Source organism: Nitrospirota bacterium, from assembly GCA_040755395.1.
Lineage (GTDB): Bacteria > Nitrospirota > Nitrospiria > Nitrospirales > Nitrospiraceae > DATLZU01.
Genome location: JBFMAX010000036.1, coordinates 1 through 2,962 on the forward strand (window position 1 = coordinate 1; position 2,962 = coordinate 2,962).

A 2,962-nucleotide genomic window follows, 5' to 3' on the forward strand; every position below is an offset into this window, starting at 1 on the left:
TGTTGTTTTTCGGGATAAACTGGCGCAAAAATTCTGAATAAACTGACCTATCCGACATAAAATAACCTGAAAGGGAGAGGGGATGCCTCTCCCTTGTTTTTTCAATCAGATAATCTCCGTTGAGGCAATCCTGACGTGCTCGGCGGAGACGACGGTACAGCGCTCTGCAGCGGCAGCCATCAGCGCTCCGCGGGCAAGATTGTTCGCTCTTCTGAGGAGCCCTCCTGAGCCCTGGTGGATTGCAGTGACAGCCTGCTCAGAGAACAGGTTTTCTTTACATCCGGCAATATGGAGATGGTGCTGAAGGTAGTGGGCCATCTCCTCTCGCTTGAACGCCTCCATATGCCCCTTCGCCACTACACGGGAGGCAAGCGCCCGTGACTGCTCGAACATGAGATTGTCGATGAGATTGTTCTGGCCGGCAAGAATGACCGGCAGCAGAGGTTTGGAGTCCGCCTCAAACTGGCAGATCGTGTGGAACTCTGTAAAGACATCCAACCGCATCAGGGATGCCTCATCAATGATCAGCACGGGTTTCTGCCGTGTGCGGTCGAGCTCAAGCAGGGAGGCGCGAATCATCTTGGTGAGGGTCGCCTTGGAGGTCCCCCTGGTCTCAATGTCCAATGCGTAGCAGATCTGCTTGTAGAGCTCAATAACGGACCCCGAGGTGGCGGTAAGATAGAGGATTCTGTACTCCGAGGGATGGAGTTTGGAGCAGGCGAAGCGGAGGGCCGAGGACTTTCCGCTGCCGACATCGCCGGTAAGGACGGCGACCGCCCCCAGAGCAAGGGCGAACTGCACCCGCTGCTGAGCTGCCACCATGGATTCACTTTGCATGAGGTCTTCGACCCGGAGGTCCTGGCTAAAAGGCTCTCGCTGCAGTCCGTAGAATATCCTGTAGGTCGTGCTCATCCCTGCTCCTCCCGAGCTGCATCGGCTCCAAACAGTCTGCCGCCCCGGTAGCGTTCATCGTGCAGGGGGCGGTCCAGCTTCAGCCCGCTGTGTCCCCGTTTGACTCTGCAGTTGACCTTTACATCCAGCAGGCGAATAAACCCGTAGGTCTGTCCACCGAAAGTGACTTCTACCCGTGCGGGATCATGCTCATGGTACAAGAGCATGACCTGTTTGCCGATAAGGGCGACAGGTGCTTCGTAGAGTTTGCCGCCGAGGGCGACGGTTCTGTCTTTTGCCACTGTCCTTCTGACCGTCTTTCTGAAATGATCCTCCAGATCCTTGGGTGCAGGCCGGATGCATTCGATATGCCGGGAGAAGCGGCTGACGGGTGTCTCCTGGGTGGTTCGGTGCCGGGCCGCATTATAGGCAGCCACCCACGGACGCAGCGCATCGTTGAGCTCCTCCAGCGTGGAGGCTTTCGCCGTGCTGAGAAACTGCTGCCGGACCGTCCTAAACCACCGCTCCATCTTGCCGCGTCCTTCAGGCTGATATGGACGAGAATGCAGAAGGACGATCCCCAGGGATGCGCAGATGTGCTCCAGATGATGGCAACGGAAAGCCGCGCCGTTGTCCACATAGAGCTTGCGGGGGAGGCCGCGCATGAGGAGAGCTTTGCGGAGGGCATCCAGAAAACTCTCCAGGCGCTCATGCAGATAGAACTCGGCGTGTACGGCGAGCCTGCTCATATCATCGATGAAAGCAATCAGGTAGGTCTTCCTCTGCTTGCCCTCCTGCAGCACCGGAGGGCCGTGCAACACATCGGCCTGCCACAGATCGTTGGGATCGGCGGCCTCAAAGCGCCTCCGGTCCTGGGCCTCCTGATCGGGTTTCTGCAGCAGCCCTTCGGACTGCAGAAACCGGTACAGGGTAGCATAGGGCACCTTGGCGCCGACAGGAATGATCTGCCGCGCCCGTGCCTCCTGCATCAAAAGGGGAAGAGAGACGGCCGGAAGCTCACGCCGCAGCGTGACCAATCCCTGGGCCGTCTCCTGATCAATGGTTCTGCTTTGCCCCCGGTCGGACCTGCCTTTGGGGTACAGCGACTCCAGCCGGTTGCCCGATGCCCGGTACCGGGCTATCCAACTCTTGATCGTAGATACACTGATACGGCTCCTGCCGGAGCCGGGGATCTCCCAGCGTTGGGCGCTCTTCTGCGCCAAAAGACGCCGCACCTCCCCGCGGCTCAGAGCGCGACCGCCCACAAAGTCGGCGATCACCCCAAACCGAAACACTGCCATTCGCTTCTTTGCCTCTTCATCCATCGGTAAACCTCCTCAATCGGTGTGATGATCAGGTTTACCACAGCCCCGCCTTCCCGTGGAACGACACAGTTCGGTGGAGTGTTCCGCCTGCGGGATGCTTTGCGTGTTATCCCGTCCTTTTGACGGGCTGAATACCCTGTCTCAGCAGTTCGTGAAATCCCTCCAGGAGGTCTCCGGCGAAATGCAGCCCAAGATGGAAAAGGACGTTGCGCTTCAGCGCCCTGAGCCAGTGGCCCTGACGCTGGCGGCTCAAGGGACTGTCTCCCCACCGACCGTGTCGTATCCGATGACACAGTCTGTTGAAAATAACCGTCACGGCCACTTGGTGCCGAGGCCAGTAGCCGAAGGGCCGCACGGTGTAGACGCATCCGCAATCGGCACAGATATACCGCTTCAGGGAGAGGGCACCGGCATAGCCGTCGAAGTAGGCATCCACATACCCATGACTCCAGATTCTGCTGCTTTGACACTCCTCTTTGAGGCACACCCGAGGGCGCGGGAAGGGATAGGAGCGGCCGCGCTCAACAAGGCTCTTGATCCCCGCCATGAAAAACAGTAACAATAGAAGCCTCCTTGGGCCTGAAGCGATGGAAGGAGCCACCAAAAACTCACACTCCTCGCTTTGGGCCTTTCTCTTGAGTGGGTCTTTCAGACTGGATAGTTTACTATGAATAGGGTGACGAAGGGGTCAGCTCATTGTGAATAAAACGCCACTTCCGGGGTCAGCTTATTCAGCAAAACAACAC

3 protein-coding genes are annotated in these 2,962 nt (G+C 58.1%); all 3 read right to left on the bottom strand.

Translation table 11 applies throughout. The features are described from left to right. Nucleotides 1–105: 105 nt before the first annotated feature. Nucleotides 106–912, bottom strand: coding sequence for an AAA family ATPase (locus tag AB1555_19935; protein ID MEW6248948.1), 807 nt, complete (start codon nucleotides 910–912; stop codon nucleotides 106–108). Continuing rightward, nucleotides 909–2,216 (bottom strand): DDE-type integrase/transposase/recombinase, encoded by a 1,308-nt coding sequence (locus tag AB1555_19940; GenBank protein MEW6248949.1) that lies wholly within the window; start codon nucleotides 2,214–2,216, stop codon nucleotides 909–911. Before AB1555_19940 ends, AB1555_19935 begins: the two co-directional genes overlap by 4 nt. A gap of 106 nt (nucleotides 2,217–2,322) precedes the next feature. Further along, nucleotides 2,323–2,778 (bottom strand): hypothetical protein, encoded by a 456-nt coding sequence (locus AB1555_19945; protein MEW6248950.1) that lies wholly within the window; start codon nucleotides 2,776–2,778, stop codon nucleotides 2,323–2,325. Between the last annotated feature and the right edge of the window lie 184 nt (nucleotides 2,779–2,962).

Coding starts and splice junctions, on each gene's coding strand:
- AB1555_19935 (MEW6248948.1), bottom strand. CDS start 912: ATGAGCACGACCTACAGGATATTCTACGGACTGCAGCGAGAGCCTTTT.
- AB1555_19940 (MEW6248949.1), bottom strand. CDS start 2,216: ATGGATGAAGAGGCAAAGAAGCGAATGGCAGTGTTTCGGTTTGGGGTG.